Consider the following 17,745-nt stretch of genomic DNA (forward strand, 5'->3'; position numbering starts at 1 on the left):
TGCACGCGATCGGGCGATCCGTTGCGTCCCCGGCCGGTCCCCGGCGATTCGTTGCGCAGGGCACGGGCCCACCCGTTCCATACACCCTGCGTCGCACGGCGATTACGCCTCCGGGATTACCCGGAAGCCGGTCTCCCCATCCCCGGGGCGGAGGCCGGAGAAGCCTTCGGTGCGATGTGCGCGGGGCGGGCGGCCGCAAGAGTGGTGGGCGTCCGAACCGCACACTCGACGAGGGGGAACCGTGAACCGTTCCGTCCATCACCGTACGAAGATCGCAGCGATCTGCGCGGCACTGCTCATGACGGCCGGCGCCGCCGGATCGGCCGTCGCCGCCGGATCGGCCGTCGCCGCCGGCGAGGACCGCCCGGCCGGCAAGCAGCGCGTGGCCGCGTCGCTGACCGGGTCCGCCAAGCTGTACCGCTCGCTGGGCGACGACATCACCTTCACCTTCGACGCGCACCTGGCAGCCGAGCACAACGACGATCCGTCGAAGGCGACCGGCACGTTCCGGTTCAGCCACTACCTCGACGGGGAGGGCGCGTTCGCGGAGGCGGAGGTCGACTGCCTGGTCACCGGCGGCAAGGTCGCCGTCGTCTCGGGTGTGATCACGAAGTCGGACCTGGAGGGCGCGGAGGGCAAGCGGGTCGGCGTCACGGTCCACGACGCGGGGCACAAGGACCGGCTCGGCTACAGCTGGGCGTCCACCGGAAACCCCACCGAGACCCCGGACCTGCCCAAGTGCGTGAGCTCCGCGCCCTTCGAGACGGTCAAAGGGGGCACCGGTGACTTCCGCGTGCTGCCCTGGAAGCCGGTCCTGTAGAGCCCGTTTGCGCGGAGCTACGTGGGGGCGCCGGACGAGAAGCGGCGCAGCAGCGGGGAGAGCACCAGCACCGACTTGGTGCGCTCCACGAACGGCTCCCCCGCGATCCGCTCCAGCACCCGCTCGAAGTGCCGCATGTCGGAGGCGAAGACCTGGACGATCGCGTCCGCCTCACCGGTCACGGTGGACGCGGACGCGATCTCCGGGTAGCGCTTCAGGCCGCGCTCGATCGCCTCGGGCGATGTGTTGCGGCTGCAGTAGATCTCGATGAACCCCTCGGTCGCCCAGCCGAGCGCCTTGGGGTCGACGCGCACGGTGAAGCCGGTGATGGCGCCTTCCGCGCGCAGCCGGTCCACCCGGCGTTTCACGGCCGGGGCGGAGAGGCCCACCATCGAGCCGATGTCGGCGTAGGAACGGCGGGCGTCCTCCGCCAGGGCGTGGACGATGCGCTCATCGAGATCGTTCAGGGTCACTGCGGACTGTTCACTTCTCTGCGGCGTTCAGACGGGAGCGGCGGTAGCCGTACAGGAAGTAGAACACGAGCCCGGCGGCCATCCAGAGTCCGAAGACCTTCCAGGTGACGAGGTCGAGGCTGTACATGCTGTAGCCGCAGCAGAGGAAGCCGAGGGCCGGGAAGACCGGGCCGAACGGCACCTTGAAGGAGCGGTCCATCGTGGGCCTCGTCACGCGGAGCACCACGACGGCGACGTTGACCAGGGCGAAGGCGAAGAGGGTGCCGATGCTGGTCGCGTTGACGAGCTCACCGAGCGGCACCGCCGCGGCGAGAACGCCGCAGAACAGCGAGACGATCACGGTGTTGACACGCGGTGTGCCGGTCCGGGCGCTCACCCGGCCGAAGACCTTGGGCACCATGCCGTCGCGGGACATGGCGAACAGGATGCGGGTCTGCCCGTACAGGACGGTGAGGACGACGCTGGCGATGGAGACCACCGCGCCGGCGGCCAGCAGCGTGCCCCAGAACGACTGTCCGGTGACGTCGTCCATGATCGCGGTGAGGGACGCCTCCGACCCCGCGAACTTCCGCCAGTCCCAGGCGCCCACGGCGACGGTGGCGACCAGCACGTACAGGGCGGTGACGATGACGAGGGAGAGCATGATCGCCCGGGGCAGGTCGCGCTTCGGGTTCCTGGCCTCCTCGCCCGCGGTGGAGGCGGCGTCGAAGCCGATGTACGAGAAGAACAGGATCGCGCCCGCGGCGCCGATGCTCTGCACGCCGAGCGGCATGAAGTCGGCGTAGTTGCCGGACTTGAAGCCGAGGAAACCGATCACGCAGAAGAGCACCAGTGCGGCGATCTTCACCATGACCATGATCGTGTTGGCGCGGGCGGACTCCTTCGCGCCGCCCAGCAGGAACACCATCGCCAGCATCACGACGATCAGGGCCGGCAGGTTGAACAGGCCGCCGTCACCGGGGGGCGCGGAGAGCGCGGCGGGAAGCGTGACACCGATCGTGCCGTCGAGGAGTTCGTTCAGGTAGTCACCCCAGCCGACCGCGACGGCGGCGACGGAGACGCCGTACTCCAGCAGCAGGCACCAGCCGCAGATCCAGGCGACGAGTTCGCCGAGGGTGGCGTAGGCGTACGAGTAGGACGAGCCGGAGACGGGGATCGTGCCGGCCAGCTCCGCGTACGACAGCGCCGAGAACAGCGCCGTGAGACCCGCGAAGACGAAGGCCAGCGTCACGGCGGGACCGGCCTCGGGCACGGCCTCGCCGAGGACGACGAAGATGCCGGTGCCCAGCGTGGCACCGATGCTGATCATGGTCAGCTGCCACATCGAGAGCGAGCGGCGCAGCGCGCCGCCCTCGCCCTGGCCGCTCTCGGCGACGAGCTGCTCGACGGGCTTGCGCCGGGCCAGCCGGGCAAGGACGCCCGCTGCGCGCGCGCCCGAGCCGGGGGCGGACGATGGTTCTGTCGCGGGTGGCGCTGCGCCGGGGTCCAGCACGTCGGGCTCCTTCATCTGCTGCGGGGTCGGCGGCGGCGAAAGCCGGCTGTGTCCGTCGGCACACGAGAGAAGCCCGTGCGAAGGCGAGACCGCCGAGCTGACGGTCACCGCCACTCCTGGTACGGGGCCTGAGCCTATGTTTCGAAGACTCAGCCCGTAATGCACCATTGTTGCGCAACTACGGACGATCATTGCGCACGGGGCGGAGGTATGGGGAAACGTTGCGCCGAGGTGAACGAAAGCCTCACGGGCGACGAAGTCGGCCGGCTGAGGTGCGGGCGGGCCCGTGCCGGTTCGATGCGGGACGCGGCGGGGCGGCGCAGGGACCCCGCCGGCGGCTCCACGGGACACGACCTGTTCGTGAGGTTGATACTTCTGCGACTTCTGGGTATGCGAGCCGTGATGAACGCACAGCCCCAGGTGGTGATCGAGGAATCACCGCACGAGGAGAGCAGGCACAGCGCGGGCGCCCGTACGGCGACCGCGGAGTTTCTGCTGCAGCACTGCCCGTGGGTGGACCCGGACGCGGTGCTGCTGGTCGTCTCCGAACTCGTCACCAACGCGGTGCGCCACACGGCCGGATGGTGGCGGCTGCGGCTGACGGCGGGGCACGACATGCTGCTCGTGCAGATGGACGACTCCAGCCCGCAGGCGCCGGTCGCCCGGGAGCCGGACTTCGCGGGCGGCGGCGGATTCGGCTGGCACATGGTGCAGCGGCTCGCGGGCCGTGTCGAGGTCCGCCAGTATCCCTGCGGCAAGAGCATCCGGGCGACATGGGTACGCCCGGCGCCGTCGGGCGCCGGCTACTGAAGGAACGTCACGGCAGGAACGTCGTCGCGGCGCACGCACGTACGAGGTACCCGACAGCCGGCAGAAGCGGCGTCCTGCCCGGCAGGACGCCGCTTCTGCCCGTGGGGGGCATCGGTTCAGGCCTCCCGAGCCGGCCTCCGGCGTCCGCCGCCGGGGGCCGGCTCAGGAAGAAGTCCGCTGCGGACAGCGGGGCCCCACGGTCACTCCACGACGAGCAGCCCCTCACGCAGCCGCCCGGTGATCCGCGACAGCAGCCGGGACACATGCATCTGTGACACGCCGAGCTCGTCGCCGATCTCCGACTGCGTCATCTCCTCGCCGAACCTCATCTGCAGGATCCGCCGGTCGCGGTCGTCGAGCTCCTCGATCAGGGGCTTGAGCGCCTGCACGTTCTCCGCGGTCTCCAGCTCGGCGTCGGGCTCACCGAGCCGGTCGGACAGCGGCACCGCCGCGTGGTCCGACGCGTCGTCCATGGGCATGTCGATGGAACCGGCCGTGTAGCCGTTGCTCGCGACGACGCCCTCGATGACCTCTTCCTCGTCCATCCCGAGGTGCTCCGCGAGTTCCGCGGTGGTGGGTGTGTGGTCCAGCTTCTGGGAGAGCTCGTCCACCGCCTTGGCCAGGTCGATCCGCAGCTCCTGGAGCCGGCGCGGCACGTGCACGGCCCAGCTCGTGTCGCGGAAGAACCGCTTGATCTCTCCGACGATGTACGGGACGGCGAACGTCGCGAACTCCACCTCGCGGGTCAGCTCGAACCGGTCGATCGCCTTGATCAGGCCGATCGTGCCGACCTGGACGATGTCCTCCATCTGTTCCGCGCGGTTGCGGAAGCGGCCCGCCGCGTACTTGACCAGGGCCAGATTCAACTCGATGAGGGTGTTGCGCACGTACTGGTACTCGTGGGTGCCCTCCTCGAGGGAAGCCAGCCGCACGAAGAAGGCTTTCGAAATCTCACGTGCGTCCTTGGGTGCAACCTCCCCCGGGTTCTCCACCGCCGGGAGGTCCAGCGCCGCCATGTCGGGGCGCTGCACTCCGGGCTGCGTGAGTTCGGTCGGGACCGTGCTCGCCGTGGACACTTCGTCCTCCCCTGCTCCGATGTCAGTGCGAAGGAGCGCTTACCCCGGTTCCCCAGCCACATGCGCGGAAAGCGCAGTTGACCGAAAACAACGACGTCCGGCCCCCACGGGTGCGAGGGGCCGGACGACGTGACGCGGGGTCAGTTCCAGCTGGCGTGCAGGGGCTTGCCCTCCGCGTAGCCGGCGGCGCTCTGGATGCCGACGATCGCCTTCTCCGCGAACTCCTCGAGGGAGCCCGCTCCGGCGTAGGTGCACGAGGAGCGGACGCCCGCGATGATCGAGTCGATCAGGTCCTCGACGCCGGGCCGGGTCGGGTCGAGGAACATCCGGGAGTGCGAGATGCCCTCCTCGAAGAGACCCTTGCGGGCCCGGTCGTACGCGGACTCCTCGCTGGTCCGGTTGCGCACGGCGCGCTTGGACGCCATGCCGAAGGACTCCTTGTAGAGCCGCCCGTCGGGGGCCTGCTGGAGGTCGCCGGGGGACTCGTACGTCCCGGCGAACCAGGAGCCGATCATGACGTTGGACGCGCCGGCGGCCAGCGCCATGGCCACGTCGCGCGGGTGGCGGACGCCGCCGTCGGCCCAGACGTGCTTGCCGAACTTCTTCGCCTCCGCGGCGCACTCCAGGACGGCGGAGAACTGCGGCCGGCCGACGCCGGTCATCATGCGGGTGGTGCACATGGCGCCGGGGCCCACGCCGACCTTGACGATGTCCGCGCCGGCCTCGATCAGGTCGCGCACGCCCTCGGCGGCGACGATGTTCCCCGCGACGATCGGCACCTGCGGGTCGAGCGCGCGCACGGCCCTGACCGCGCTGATCATCGACTCCTGGTGGCCGTGCGCCGTGTCGACGACGAGCGTGTCCACGCCCGCGTCGAGCAGCTGCTTGGCCTTGCCCGCGACGTCGCCGTTGATGCCGACGGCGGCGGCGATGCGCAGCCTGCCACGGGCGTCGACGGCGGGCGTGTAGAGGGTGGCGCGGAGCGCGCCCTTGCGGGTGAGCACGCCGGCCAGCCGGCCCTCGCCGTCGACGGCGGGGGCGTAGCGCCGGTTGGCGCCGTCGAGGGTGTTGAACGCCTCGCGGGGGTCGATGTCCGCGTCGAGCAGCAGCAGGTCCTTCGACATGACCTCGGAGAGCTGCGTGAAGCGGTCGACCCCGGCCAGGTCGTGGTCGGTGACGATGCCCACGGGACGGCGCTCCTCGTCCACGACGACGCCGGCGCCGTGCGCCCGCTTCGACAGCAGGGACAGCGCGTCGGCGACGGTCTGGTGGGGTTCGAGGACGATCGGGGTGTCCAGCACGTGGTGGCGGCTCTTCACCCAGGTGATGACGTCGGTGACGACCTCGATCGGGATGTCCTGGGGGATGACGACGAGGCCGCCGCGGCGGGCGACGGTCTCTGCCATCCGGCGGCCCGCGATGGCCGTCATGTTGGCCACGACCAGCGGCACGGTCGTGCCGGTCCCGTCCGGGGAGGAGAGGTCCACGCCCTGCCGCGAGCCGACGGCCGAGCGGCTCGGCACCATGAACACATCGTCGTACGTGAGGTCGTACGGCGGCTTGATGTCATTGAGGAAACGCACGTGCTTAACATCCCAGTCGATCGGAGTCGGCCCCCCGACGATGCGGCCGGAGGAAATCGCACGTACTTCATTCTCCCATGCCGACGCCTCTGACCGTGCCGGGACAATCGTCCAGGTCAGCAGGGATGGCTTGGTCCGATCACACAAACGCCCCGCGCCGGCGGCGCGCCGCTGGCTAGCGGCCGGACGCGATGCCCTGGTCGTCCGGGTCGGCCCGCTCGAGGGCCGGGCGCGGGTTCGGGGACGCGGCGAGGAGCTGGTCGGCGGCGGCCGTGTCCGTCACCAGGCTGGTGACCAGGCCGGAACGTAGCACGGCGGCGATGGCGTCGGCCTTGCGGGGGCCGCCCGCGATGGCGACGACCTCGGGGATGCGGCGGAGCCGGTCGGCCTCGACGGTGATGCAGCGCTCGCCGAGGTCGCGGCCGACGCGGCGGCCGTGGGCGTCGAAGAGGTGGGCGGACATCTCCGCGGCCACGCCGAGCGAGGCGTAGTGGGCGCGCTCCTCGTCCGAGAGCATGTCGTGGACGGTGGAGATGCCGGGCTCCCAGGAGCCGATCGAGACACAGGCGACGGTGACCTTGTCGAAGTACTCGAAGGCCCGGGCGATGCCGGTCTGGTGGCGCAGGGCCGCCGCGGTCGCGGGGTCGGGCAGCAGCATCGGGGCGTAGATGGGGTGGGCCTCGCCGCCCGAGACCTGGGCGGCTCTTCGTACCGCCTCCACCGAGCCGCGCTCGGCGGTGCCCGCGTCGTACACGCCGGTGAGCTGGACGACGGTGCACGGCGGCAGCCGGTCGAGGGCGGCCGCCATGTGGATGGTGGAGCGGCCCCAGGCCAGGCCCAGTACGTCACCCTCGTCCACGAGCTCCCCGAGCAGGTCGGCGGCGACCTCGCCCAGGTTCTCCGGGTCGGGCGACTCGTCCGATCCCTCTGCCGGGGACTCGACGACGACCGCGTGCCGCAGACCGTAGTGGGCGCGCAGTGCGTCGGAGCGTTCCGCGTCCAGCTCCGCGGGGACGCGGATCTCGATCCGGACGAGATCGCGTTCGAGCGCCGTCTCCAGGACCCTCGCGACCTTGAAACGGCTGACGCCGAACTCCTCAGCGATCTGGATCTTGGACTTGCCCTCGAGGTAGAAGCGACGGGCCATGGCCGCCGCCTGCACAAGCTCGGCGGGTCCCATCCGCAGGGCAGATCGTCCCGCCGACCTAGCAGACACCGCGATCTCCTCCACTGCTGTTCATGCCGTACACACTTGCCTATCGCTGCACACACTCCGGATCTGCCATCCTGTCAGATCCGTCCCTTCCTGATCAGCCCTGCCGGGCCAACATCCGTTGAACAAGCACCGCCGCCCTCAGTGGGCGCACGCCCAGGGCGCGGCGGCGGTCACCGCGGCCGCCCGGTCACGCAGCTGCCGCACCGCCGCGGCGGGATCCTCGGCCCCGTAGACCGCGGAGCCGGCCACGAACACATCGGCGCCGGCCTCCGCGCACCGCTCGATGGTCGACGCCGACACCCCGCCGTCGACCTGCAGCCAGAGCTGAAGGCCGTGCTTGGAGACGAGCTCACGGGTGCGGCGGATCTTCGGCAGCATGATGTCGAGGAACGCCTGACCGCCGAAGCCGGGCTCCACCGTCATGATCAGGAGCATGTCGAGCTCCGGCAGCAGGTCCTCGTACGGCTCGATCGGCGTCGCGGGCTTGAGCGCCATCGAGGCCCGCGCGCCCTTGGCCCGGATCTCCCGCGCCAGCCGTACGGGAGCGGCGGCGGCCTCGACGTGGAACGTGACCGATCCCGCCCCGGCCTCGACGTACTGAGGGGCCCAGCGGTCCGGGTCCTCGATCATCAGATGGCAGTCCAGCGGGGTGTCCGTCGCTTTGGCGAGCGACTCGACCACCGGCACGCCCAGCGTCAGATTGGGCACGAAGTGGTTGTCCATCACGTCGACGTGCAGCCAGTCGGCGCCCTCGACGGCCTTGGCCTCTTCCGCCAGGCGGGAGAAGTCCGCGGAGAGAATGCTGGGATTGATCTGAACGGCCATGCGCCAAGACTGCCATGCCCTCGGCCGCTTCCCGGAGCCGGGACCGCAATCGGTCCGGACCAAGCGAGGACCGGACCACACCAGGCCACCCCAATCCCGGCGATTTCGCTCCCGGCCTCCGCGATCTGGCGACCGAACCGAAACCGCCGCCGGCGGTTGACGGCGGCGGTTGACCGGCGGCGCGGCCTCCGCGGGCCCGCCGCGCCCCCTGGCCTCAGCCGGTGCGGCGCAGAAGTGCCAGATACATGGCGTCCGTGCCGTGCAGATGCGGCCACAGCTGTACGTCTGGGCCGTCGCCGAGCGCCGGGACGCCGGGCATCAGCGGGCGGGCGTCCAGCAGCTCAGCCTCGGCCGCGGGGCCGCCGCGGCCACGGAGCACGTCGTCCACGACGACGCGGGTCTCCGCCAGGTGCGGGGAGCAGGTCGCGTAGCCGACCACGCCGCCCACCCGGACGGCCTTCAGCGCCTCCCGCAGCAGCTCCCGCTGGAGCGGGGCGAAGCCGTCCAGGTCCTCCGGACGCCGGCGCCAGCGGGCCTCCGGACGCCGGCGGAGCGCGCCCAGACCCGTGCACGGGACGTCGACGAGCACCCGGTCGAAGGAGCCCTCGCGCCACGGCGGGCGCGTGCCGTCGGCCGCGATCACCTGGTACGGGCCCGGATTGCCGGCGAGCGCCCGCTCGACCAGCCTCGCCCGGTGCGGCTGCTTCTCCGAGGCCAGCAGCGAGGCGCCGCGGCCCGCGGCGAGCGCGCCGAGAAGCGCCGCCTTGCCGCCCGGACCGGCGCACCCGTCGAGCCAACGCTCGTCACGGCCCTCCAGCGGCGCGTTCGCCAGGGCGATCGCCACGAGCTGGCTGCCCTCGTCCTGGACGCCCGCCCGACCGTCCCGTACGGCCGCGATGGCGCCCGGCTCGCCGCCCTCGGCCAGCCGCACGGCGTACGGGGACCAGCGGCCGGGCAGGCCGGAGTCCTCGCCGAGCACGTCGAGCAGCTCGTCGGGGGTCGACCGCCCGGGCCGGGCGACCAGCGTGACCTCCGGCCTCTCGTTGTCGGCCTCCAGCAGGTCCTCGATGCCCGCGCGGCCTCCGCCGAGCGAGTCCCACAGCGCCGAGACGACCCACCGGGGGTGCGAGTGGACGACCGCGAGATGGTCCTCGGCGTCCTCGTCGTACGGCGGGGCGACCCGCTCCAGCCAGGCGTCCAGATCGTCCTGCGAGATCTTGCGGAGCACGGCGTTCACGAACTTCGCGCGCCCGTCGCCGAGCACCACCCGCGCCAGCTCCACGCTCGCGGAGACCGCGGCGTGGGTCGGGATGCGGGTGCCCAGCAGCTGGTGGGCGCCGAGCGCGAGGACGTCCAGCACGGGCGGGTCGACCTCGCGCAGCGGCCGGTCGATGCAGGTCGCGATGATCGCGTCATAGGTGCCCTGGCGGCGCAGCGTCCCGTACACCAGCTCCGTGGCCAGCGCCGCGTCCCGCGCGTCGAAGCCCTCCTTCTCCCGCGCCTTCCGCAGCAGCGGCGGCAGGACGAGGTTGGCGTACGCGTCCCTCTCGTCGACGGCCCTCAGCACCTCGAAGGCGAGGATCCGCACGGGATCCTTCTTGGGGCGCCGGTGCTGCTTGGGGGGACGCTGACGGGACTGCTCACTCACAAGGTGCTCCGCGTTCGAAGGACTGATCCCTCTCAGCCTACGACCGGTGCGCCGACGCTCTCGCCAGGGGCGATCCGCACACCGCGCGCCCAGTCGGCCGCGCGCATCGGCTTCTTGCCCTGCGGCTGCACCCAGACGAGCTCCACGGCGTGCGACCCGGTGCCGACATGGACATGGTTCTTGCCCGCGTCGAGCTCGCCGGGCGCGAGGTCCTTGCGGTCCGGCAGCAGACCGACCTGGACGAGCTTGAGCCGCTCCCCGCGGAAGACGGTCCAGGCGCCCGGCGCCGGTGTGCAGCCCCGGACGACCCGGTCGACGCGGAGCGCGGGGGCGGACCAGTCGACGTGGGCGTCCTCAACGTTGATCTTCGGCGCGAGCGTGACGCCGTCGGCCGGCTGCGGTACGGCGTGCAGCGTGCCGTCCTCGATGCCGTCCATGGTCGCCGCGAGCAGCCCGGCGCCGGCGAACGCCAGCCGGGTCAGCAGGTCGCCGCTGGTGTCCGTCGGGCGGACGGGTTCCGTGACCACGCCGTAGACCGGGCCGGAGTCCAGTCCCTCCTCGATCAGGAACGTGGAGGCGCCGGTCATCTCGTCCCCGGCCAGGATCGCGTGCTGCACGGGGGCGGCGCCGCGCCAGGCCGGCAGCAGCGAGAAGTGCAGATTCACCCAGCCCCGCGCCGGCACGTCCAGCGCCACCTTCGGCAGCAGCGCGCCGTAGGCGACGACCGGGCAGCAGTCGGGAGCGATCTCGCGCAGCCGGGCCAGGAACTCCTCGTCCCGCGGCTTCGCCGGCTTCAGCACCTCGATCCCGGCGTCCTCCGCGCGCTGGGCGACCGGGCTGGCGACCAGCCGCCGGCCGCGGCCCGCGGGCGCGTCGGGCCGGGTGACGACCGCGGCGACCTCGTGCCGGTCGGAGGCGATCAGAGCGTCCAGGGCGGGGACGGCGACCTCGGGTGTACCTGCGAAGACGAGCTTCATCGGTGGCTGACTGCCTCTCAGGCTGGTGCGTGCGGTGACGAGCAGCACACCAGTCTATGAGCCCCGGCGGCAGGGGGCGTACGGGAGACCGTGCGCCCCGCGCACAGGCAATACGCCCCGAAGCGTGACCAGACCGGCCGCCGACGCGTTGGTCAAGAGAGATTGACCCTTTTAATCGCCGGTTCGAGAGGCTTGTCAATGGCCGACCACGCAACCCACGACGCCCAAGCCCGGGCCAGTCTGCACCTGTTGGTGCGGGACATCGAGCGGGTCCGCCGGCAGGTGGACGCGTTGCGCACGCTCACCGCCCAGCTGGGGAACGTCTACCGCCCACGCCGCTCCGGCCCCTCCACGGGGTTCGTCGTCTACGGCAGGGCCCCCGCCCCGACCGTCCGCCTCGCGCAGGAGCTGCGGGACAGCGTCGAAACGCTCGTGACCGCGGCCGTGGACTTCGACCGCTCCCTCGGCTTCTCCTGGGACGCGGTCGGCTCGGCGCTCGGGGTCACCAAGCAGGCGGTGCACCGCCGGTACGGGTCGCGTCGGCAGGCCGCCGCTTCAGCCGCGTCCGCCACGGAGGCGGAGGCGCCCGCCGCGACCCGCACGCTCCCGCCGCCCGGTCTGGCCGCGGTGCCGGCGGCGCGTTCGATGCCACCCCAGCCGACGGAGTCCCGCCCGGGCGCGTTCCCGGGCCCCCGCAACGGCTGACGGGCCCTCGAGCGGGCGGCCGACCGGGTCCCACGCTCCTGAGCGCACCCGGGTCCGGGCCCGTGGGCCGGGCCCCGCCCGGACACGTTTCCCGGGCGGGGCCCGGCCCTGGTTGCGTTCCTCGGGTGGGGCCCGGGCCCGGTCGTTCGGTGTCCGGGTGCCGCTCCGGCGGTCGTGTCCGGGACTGCTGTCCTCACCGCGCTCCGCGCGAGCTGCGACGCTTTACGTCCCGGACACGACCCCCTGCGCGACCCCTGCCCGGGGCCGGCCGTTTCGCTCCGGCCGGTGGGCACGTGCGGGCGAGACGTCCCCCGCCCGCCCCTCCGCTCCCGAAACCGGGGCTCCGCCCCAGACCCCGACAGGGGGCAACCCCCGTACGGGCCGTGTACCGGGCCTCCGCCCGAGACCCGAGGGGTCGCGCCCGGGGTGGGCAGCAGCCGTGCGGGCCCCGAACCCGAAGGGACGCGGGGACAGCCGCCCCGACCCGACGGCCCCACACCGGCGCTCCACTCCCTCGGTGGTGGGGACAACGCTGCTGCCCGGGCGGGCAGTCGCCGGCTCGCACCAACCCCGGCGGCACTGTGCCACTGGCCGGTGGGGCGGCCACCGGCCGGGACGGCGGGAGGGGGGCGGGGCCTCCGCACCCACCACCGGACAGCGCCCCCACAGGGGCGCCGCACCCATAGACCCGGCCACCGCCGGCGCCCCACGGGGAAGCAAGCCCGACCGGTCAAGCCCACGGGACGCCACGCCCCCGGGGCACGGCCGGAAGACGGGAGGGTCAGCCGATGTCCGGGGGGTCGATGCGGAGGCGGATCTGGTCCGGGCCGCCCCGCGCCAGGCGGGTGGCCTGGGCCGACTTGAGCGCGGTGGCCAGGGCCGCGCCCTTGCCCGGGGGCACGCGGACCAATGCCCGCTCCACCGGCTCGCCCGCCGGCGGCCGGCCCGCCCGCACCGGCAGGGCCACCGGCCCCAGTACCTCCGCCTCCTCCGGAAGCTCCGCGCCCGCCAGGAAGGCGGTCACGGTGGAGGCCCGCCCCGTCACCTCCGCCATCCGGGATACCGGCGGGAAGCCGAGCTCGGCGCGCTCGGCGAGTTCGCGCAGGGCGTGCCCGACCGGGTCCCAGCGCACGAGCGCCTGGACGGGACGGAGCGTCGGCTCGGCGACGACGACCACGACGCCGCCCTCGGTCTGCGGCCGCACCAGCGCACCCGCCGCGATCCAGCGGCGCAGCGCCTCCTCGCCGGCCCGCAGGTCGGGCCGGCCGAGCATGGCCCAGCCGTCGAGGAGGAGGGCGGCCGCGTATCCGCCGTCGGCGACGGGCTCGGCGCCGGGCGTGGAGACGACGAGCGCGGGCCGCGCGGGCACGGAGTCGAGGATGTGGTCGCGCCCGGAGGTGCGTACGGGCACGGCGGGGAACGCGCGGCCGAGTTCCTCGGCGGTGCGCCGGGCGCCCACGATCTGGGCGCGCAGCCGGGTGGACCCGCAGGCGGCGCAGTGCCAGGCGGGTTCGTCGCGGCCGCACCAGCCGCACCGGAGGGCGTGTTCGTCGGGTGCTTCGAGCGGGCCGGCGCACTGGCGGCAGCGGGCGGGCGTGCGGCAGCGCTCGCAGGCGAGCCGGGGGGCGTAGCCACGCCGCGGGACCTGTACGAGCACGGGGCCGTGCGCGAGCCCGTCACGGACGGCCTGCCAGGCGATGCTGGGCAGGCGCGCGGCGCGGGCGGCCTCGTCGCGGGCCAGGTCGTGGTCGCCGACGGTGCGGACCAGGGGTGCGGCGTCCCGGACCTGGGCGCGGTCGGCGACGAGAGGCGCCGCCCAGCCGCTCTCGACGAGCTGGGCGGCCTCGACGGTGCAGCTGGTGCTGCCGAGCAGGAACGCGCATCTGTCGTGGGTGGCCCGCAGTTCGAGGACCTCGCGGACGTGCGGGAAGGGCGCGTTGTCGTCGCTGTGGCTGGAGTCGCCGTCGTCCCAGACGACGACGAGCCCCGGGTCCCGCACGGGCGCGAACATCGCGGCTCTCGTGCCGACGACCGCGCGGACTGATCCCCGGCGCACGGCGAGCCACTGGCGGTACCGCTTCTCGGGCCCGGACTCGGCGGTCAGCAGGGCGTGGTGTCCATCGCCGAGCAGCGCGGTGAGCGCGGCGTCGACCCGGGCGGCGCGCCGCCCGTCGGGGACGACGACGACCGCGCCGCGCCCGGAGGCGAGGGTGGCGGCGACGGCGCGGGCCAGTTCGTCGGGCCAGTGCGGCCCGGGCAGCGCGGTCCACACGGCACGCGGCGCGCCGCCGGCCGCAAGTGATTCGATGAAGGCGGGGCCCCGCCCGTACCGCGCCCAGGTGCCGGGGTCGGGCGCCGGGGGCGGTGGCAGGGGCTCGGGCGAGGGTTTGGCCTCTGCGCGGCCGTTCCTGGGCGGGACGGCGAGCTGGAGCACGTCGGCGAGGCTGCCCGCGTAGCGGTCGGCGACGGCGCGGGCGAGGCCGAGGATCTCCGGGCTGAGCACCGGCTCCGGGGACACGACGTAGGCGAGCGCGGCGAGCGCGCCCGAGTAGTCGGACTCGGCGCGGCGCTCGATGAGGAAGCCGTCGACGAGTCCGCCGCCCTCGCGGCGCCCGTCGCGGACCCGGTGCCCCCCGGCGCCGAAGCGCACCCGCACCCGCACCCCGGGGCGGGCGTCGGCGTCGAGCTCCTCCGGGACGGCGTAGTCGAAGAACTGGTCGAGGTGGAGGACGCCCTTGTTGACCATGACCCGTGCGACGGGGAGCTCCTTGGCGAGCGCGGCCCCGCGCCAGGTACGCGGCTTGGCCTTGGGCACCTTCGCCCTGCGGACGCTCTCGCGGATGAGCGCAAGCTGCTCCGGCCCGTCACCTGCGGGCTCCGAGGGCTGCCTGTCTTCGCTGCTCACAGAAAGATCCTGCCAGAGACCACTGACAACGCCGCCCGCCGGTGGTACGTCCCTGCCCGCCGACACCAGGGCCCCGGACCGATACCGGTCCGGGGCCCTGAGCGATGTGTGTTTGCCGTGCGGACTAGTTGCCCGCCGCCGCGCGCAGCGCGTCGACGCGGTCGGTGCGCTCCCAGGTGAAGTCGGGGAGCTCGCGGCCGAAGTGGCCGTACGCCGCGGTCTGGGCGTAGATCGGGCGCAGCAGGTCGAGGTCGCGGATGATCGCGGCCGGGCGCAGGTCGAAGACCTGGGCGATGGCCTGCTCGATCTTCTCGACCTCGACGGTCGCGGTGCCGAAGGTCTCGACGAACAGGCCCACCGGCTCGGCCTTGCCGATCGCGTACGCGACCTGGACCTCGCAGCGCGCGGCGAGACCGGCGGCCACCACGTTCTTGGCGACCCAGCGCATCGCGTACGCGGCGGAGCGGTCGACCTTGGACGGGTCCTTGCCGGAGAACGCGCCGCCGCCGTGGCGGGCCATGCCGCCGTAGGTGTCGATGATGATCTTGCGGCCGGTCAGCCCGGCGTCGCCCATGGGGCCGCCGATCTCGAAGCGGCCGGTCGGGTTCACCAGGAGGCGGTAGCCGTCGGTGTCCAGCTTGATGCCGTCCTCGACGAGCTGCTTGAGCACGTGCTCGACGACGAACTCGCGGATGTCGGGCGCGAGCAGCGAGTCGAGGTCGATGTCCGAGGCGTGCTGCGAGGAGACGACCACGGTGTCGAGGCGGACGGCCTTGTCGCCGTCGTACTCGATGGTGACCTGCGTCTTGCCGTCCGGGCGCAGGTAGGGGATGGTCCCGTTCTTGCGGACCTCGGACAGCCGGCGGGAGAGCCGGTGCGCGAGGTTGATCGGCAGCGGCATCAGCTCGGGCGTCTCGTCGCACGCGTACCCGAACATCAGGCCCTGGTCGCCGGCGCCCTGCTTGTCGAGCTCGTCCTCGTCGCCCTCGACCCGCTTCTCGTAGGCGGTGTCGACGCCCTGCGCGATGTCCGGCGACTGGGCGCCGATGGAGACGGAGACGCCACAGGAGGCGCCGTCGAAGCCCTTCTTCGAGGAGTCGTAGCCGATCTCGAGGATCTTGTTCCGCACGAGCGTGGGAATGTCGGCGTACGCCTTGGTGGTCACTTCACCGGCGACGTGCACCAGGCCGGTGGTGATCAAGGTCTCCACGGCTACCCGGGACGTCGGGTCCTCCCGCAGAAGGGCGTCGAGAATGGTGTCGCTGATCTGATCGGCGATCTTGTCGGGGTGACCCTCGGTCACGGACTCCGAGGTGAAGAGACGGCGGGACACATCGCTCCCTGGGGTTGCAGCGGCTGCTGGCTGATCATTGGCGGACCGGCAGGGGGCTGCGCCCCGCGACGTTCCGCGACCAGTTTATCGGTCGGACTCCGGCAGCGGACAACCCGTCTCGCAGGCTGGGAGTCCGCTGACCTGGGATCAAGGCCGTGGTCGGTACGACGATAGCGGGTGAGGCCGGGTACCCGTCATATTTCGCCGGTTTCCCGCGGCCGGGCCGTCGACCGCGGGAAACCCGCTCCGGGCGGGCTGCTCAGGGCAGCCGCGGTGCGACCAGGTCCCAGACGATGTCGGCGAGCGCTTCCTTGGGGCCGTGCGGCACCTGGGTCTCGCCGCCGTCGGCGGCCAGCACGACGGCCTCGTTCTCCGCGGAGCCGAAGGTCTTGCGCTCCCCCACCTCGTTGACGACGAGCAGGTCGCAGCCCTTGCGGCGCAGTTTGTCGCGGCCGCCTGCGAGCACGTCGTCGGTCTCCGCGGCGAAGCCGACGATCACCTGGCCGGCGCGCGCCCGTTCCGCCGAGATCTCGGCGAGGATGTCGGGATTGCGGACCAGGGTGACGGCCGGCGCCTCGACGCCGTCCTTCTTCTTGATCTTGCCGGTGGCGTACTCGGCGGGGCGGAAGTCCGCGACGGCGGCCGCCATGACGACGGCGTCGGCGTCCGCGGCGGCCTTGAGCACGGCCTCACGGAGCTGTACGGCGGTGCCGACGTGGACGACGTCGACGCCTGCCGGGTCCGGCATCCCGGTGTTCGCCTCGACCAGGGTGACGCGGGCGCCGCGGGCGGCCGCCGTGCGCGCCAGTGCGTAGCCCTGCTTGCCGGAGGAGCGGTTGCCCAGGTAGCGGACCGGGTCGAGAGGTTCGCGGGTGCCGCCAGCGCTGACGACGACATGGCGGCCGGCCAGGTCGGGGGCGAGGACGCCGCGGGCGAGGACCCGCCGGCAGATCTCGAAGATCTCGTCCGGGTCCGGCAGCCGGCCCTTGCCGGTGTCGGCGCCGGTGAGCCGGCCGACGGCGGGTTCGACGACGACGGCCCCGCGGCGGCGCAGCGTGGCGACGTTCTCCTGGGTGGCGGGGTGCTCCCACATCTCGGTGTGCATCGCCGGGGCGAAGACGACCGGGCAGCGGGCGGTGAGCAGGGTGTTGGTCAGCAGGTCGTCGGCGAGGCCGTGGGCGGCCTTGGCGAGCAGGTCGGCGGTGGCGGGGGCGACGACGACGAGGTCGGCGTGCTGGCCGATGCGTACGTGCGGGACCTCGTGGACGTCGGACCACACCTCGGTGGAGACGGGGTGGCCGGAGAGGGCCGACCAGGTCGCCGCGCCGACGAAGTTCAGGGCCGACGCGGTCGGCACGACCCGGACGTCATGGCCGGACTCGGTCAGTCTGCGCAGCAGTTCGCACGCCTTGTAGGCGGCGATGCCGCCACTGACCCCGAGAACGACCTTCGGCCGGTCCGCCGCCCGGCCCACTGTCTGATCCACTGCGTCTCCCCGCACTCGGCCACCCCTTCACGACACACCACTTCATGACACACCACAGGCCCGGCAGCTGCTGCGCCGGGCCTGGGGTGAAGGACTTCTCGCGACTACTGGGCCGGGCCCTCGATGGCCTCGGAGGTCAGCAGACCGGCGTTGATCTCACGCAGGGCGATCGAGAGCGGCTTCTCGTGGACGTGGGTGTCCACGAGGGGCCCGACGTACTCGAGCAGGCCCTCACCGAGCTGCGAGTAGTACGCGTTGATCTGACGCGCGCGCTTGGCGGCGTAGATCACGAGGCTGTACTTCGAGTCGGTCGCCTCGAGCAGCTCGTCGATCGGAGGGTTGATGATGCCCTCGGGCGCGGTGATGGAAGAGGACACGCTATGCCTTCCGAAGAAT

The 17,745-nt window shown here is 72.7% G+C and carries 14 protein-coding genes and 1 pseudogene; 3 read left to right on the plus strand and 12 right to left on the minus strand.

What is annotated here, in order from left to right:
* The first annotated feature begins 298 nt into the window (after window positions 1-298).
* Complete coding sequence (locus ACWD01_RS09400) at window positions 299-820, plus strand: hypothetical protein (RefSeq protein ID WP_451159878.1); 522 nt, start codon at window positions 299-301, stop codon at window positions 818-820.
* Window positions 821-837: 17 nt separating this feature from the next.
* Here the strand turns inward: ACWD01_RS09400 and ACWD01_RS09405 are convergent, their stop codons facing one another.
* Complete coding sequence (locus ACWD01_RS09405; protein ID WP_356898307.1) at window positions 838-1,293, minus strand: Lrp/AsnC family transcriptional regulator; 456 nt, start codon at window positions 1,291-1,293, stop codon at window positions 838-840.
* A gap of 10 nt (window positions 1,294-1,303) precedes the next feature.
* Window positions 1,304-2,785 (minus strand): amino acid permease, encoded by a 1,482-nt coding sequence (locus ACWD01_RS09410; protein WP_451159880.1) that lies wholly within the window; start codon window positions 2,783-2,785, stop codon window positions 1,304-1,306.
* A 402-nt stretch (window positions 2,786-3,187) separates the two neighbouring features.
* Between ACWD01_RS09410 and ACWD01_RS09415 the strand changes: the two genes are divergently transcribed.
* Window positions 3,188-3,595: an ATP-binding protein gene (locus ACWD01_RS09415; RefSeq protein WP_451159775.1), complete on the plus strand. Its 408-nt coding sequence runs from the start codon at window positions 3,188-3,190 to the stop codon at window positions 3,593-3,595.
* A gap of 200 nt (window positions 3,596-3,795) precedes the next feature.
* Here the strand turns inward: ACWD01_RS09415 and ACWD01_RS09420 are convergent, their stop codons facing one another.
* From ACWD01_RS09420 to fmt, 6 genes and pseudogenes are all read right to left on the minus strand, one after another.
* Window positions 3,796-4,671: an RNA polymerase sigma factor SigF gene (locus ACWD01_RS09420; protein WP_451159777.1), complete on the minus strand. Its 876-nt coding sequence runs from the start codon at window positions 4,669-4,671 to the stop codon at window positions 3,796-3,798.
* Between the two features lie 140 nt (window positions 4,672-4,811).
* Entirely contained in the window at window positions 4,812-6,254 is a 1,443-nt protein-coding gene (locus ACWD01_RS09425) for a GuaB1 family IMP dehydrogenase-related protein (protein ID WP_451159779.1), read from the minus strand.
* Window positions 6,255-6,429: 175 nt separating this feature from the next.
* A pseudogene (locus ACWD01_RS09430) lies at window positions 6,430-7,495 on the minus strand (sugar-binding transcriptional regulator).
* 113 nt (window positions 7,496-7,608) lie between these two features.
* Window positions 7,609-8,295 (minus strand): ribulose-phosphate 3-epimerase, encoded by a 687-nt coding sequence (gene rpe, locus ACWD01_RS09435; RefSeq protein ID WP_451159781.1) that lies wholly within the window; start codon window positions 8,293-8,295, stop codon window positions 7,609-7,611.
* Between the two features lie 214 nt (window positions 8,296-8,509).
* On the minus strand, window positions 8,510-9,943 hold the full coding sequence (locus ACWD01_RS09440) for an RsmB/NOP family class I SAM-dependent RNA methyltransferase (protein ID WP_451159783.1): 1,434 nt from the start codon (window positions 9,941-9,943) through the stop codon (window positions 8,510-8,512).
* A 32-nt stretch (window positions 9,944-9,975) separates the two neighbouring features.
* The gene (gene fmt / locus ACWD01_RS09445; protein WP_451159785.1) at window positions 9,976-10,920 is read right to left on the minus strand and encodes a methionyl-tRNA formyltransferase; all 945 of its coding nucleotides are present in this window, start codon (window positions 10,918-10,920) and stop codon (window positions 9,976-9,978) included.
* Between the two features lie 198 nt (window positions 10,921-11,118).
* Between fmt and ACWD01_RS09450 the strand changes: the two genes are divergently transcribed.
* Window positions 11,119-11,625, plus strand: a complete 507-nt coding sequence (locus ACWD01_RS09450; RefSeq protein WP_451159787.1) for a hypothetical protein — start codon at window positions 11,119-11,121, stop codon at window positions 11,623-11,625.
* Window positions 11,626-12,406: 781 nt separating this feature from the next.
* On the opposite strand, the gene ACWD01_RS09455 is transcribed toward ACWD01_RS09450, so the two are convergent.
* From ACWD01_RS09455 to rpoZ, 4 genes are all read right to left on the minus strand, one after another.
* Window positions 12,407-14,530, minus strand: coding sequence for a primosomal protein N' (locus ACWD01_RS09455; RefSeq protein ID WP_451159789.1), 2,124 nt, complete (start codon window positions 14,528-14,530; stop codon window positions 12,407-12,409).
* 124 nt (window positions 14,531-14,654) lie between these two features.
* Window positions 14,655-15,863: a methionine adenosyltransferase gene (gene metK, locus ACWD01_RS09460; protein ID WP_451159791.1), complete on the minus strand. Its 1,209-nt coding sequence runs from the start codon at window positions 15,861-15,863 to the stop codon at window positions 14,655-14,657.
* A gap of 259 nt (window positions 15,864-16,122) precedes the next feature.
* Window positions 16,123-17,349 carry a bifunctional phosphopantothenoylcysteine decarboxylase/phosphopantothenate--cysteine ligase CoaBC gene (coaBC, locus tag ACWD01_RS09465; RefSeq protein ID WP_451159793.1) on the minus strand — a complete coding sequence of 409 codons (1,227 nt, stop codon included), beginning with the start codon at window positions 17,347-17,349 and terminating at the stop codon, window positions 16,123-16,125.
* Between the two features lie 104 nt (window positions 17,350-17,453).
* Window positions 17,454-17,726 carry a DNA-directed RNA polymerase subunit omega gene (rpoZ, locus tag ACWD01_RS09470; protein ID WP_005319902.1) on the minus strand — a complete coding sequence of 91 codons (273 nt, stop codon included), beginning with the start codon at window positions 17,724-17,726 and terminating at the stop codon, window positions 17,454-17,456.
* Window positions 17,727-17,745 lie beyond the last annotated feature (19 nt).

This window comes from Streptomyces sp. NPDC002835 (genome assembly GCF_053591995.1).

Coding starts and splice junctions, on each gene's coding strand:
- ACWD01_RS09450 (WP_451159787.1), top strand. CDS start 11,119: ATGGCCGACCACGCAACCCACGACGCCCAAGCCCGGGCCAGTCTGCAC.
- ACWD01_RS09400 (WP_451159878.1), top strand. CDS start 299: ATGACGGCCGGCGCCGCCGGATCGGCCGTCGCCGCCGGATCGGCCGTC.
- fmt (WP_451159785.1), bottom strand. CDS start 10,920: ATGAAGCTCGTCTTCGCAGGTACACCCGAGGTCGCCGTCCCCGCCCTG.
- ACWD01_RS09415 (WP_451159775.1), top strand. CDS start 3,188: ATGAACGCACAGCCCCAGGTGGTGATCGAGGAATCACCGCACGAGGAG.
- rpe (WP_451159781.1), bottom strand. CDS start 8,295: ATGGCCGTTCAGATCAATCCCAGCATTCTCTCCGCGGACTTCTCCCGC.